Source organism: Vibrio sp. 2134-1, from assembly GCF_033339495.1.
In genome coordinates, this window is record NZ_JAWOUS010000843.1 from 1 (window position 1) to 544 (window position 544).

1 pseudogene is annotated in these 544 nt (G+C 46.1%); it reads right to left on the reverse strand.

Features of this window, described 5'->3' with window-relative positions:
* Window positions 1–544, reverse strand: a pseudogene (locus R7R78_RS28860) (ATP-dependent RNA helicase); the annotation flags it as partial.

Here is a 544-nt window from a genome sequence, read left to right on the forward strand (position 1 = left end):
CCAGCCCATCTTGGAAGTTCCCAGCGTTTAGGGTCACCTTTGCGATTTCCTTCTGTGTAGATGACATGAACCAACTTGCGAGACACAAAATATTCCACTTCAAGCTTGAGCTCAGCTAACACGAGCTTCAGAGGGTACTGCTCTGCGAAGTCGTTGTATTGCCACTCGGGAATGCCTTCAAATGGAAGGTCATCGGCCTCGAACAACTCGATGTCATCAACACTTTCAACGCCGAGCGTTGCCAATTGTTCGGTCAGCCAAGTAGAAAAACAAAGTTCATCAAGGGCTTTCTTATCCACCCGTTCAGTATTCAGACCTAGGGAGTTGTAGATTTTCCAGTGTTGAATTTGTTGTTTTCGCAATGGAGCAAAGCCTGGCAACAACATTTCTTGTTCGATCATGTCGGCAATAGATTGAATCGCCACTTCACCTTGTAACGCTTGATGCTCAGTGAATATTGTCCGACCAGCATACACTAAGTGCATAGTTGCTAGCGGAGTCTCATCTTCGTATTGAGTATCACCTTGGTGCCATTCTCCCAGTT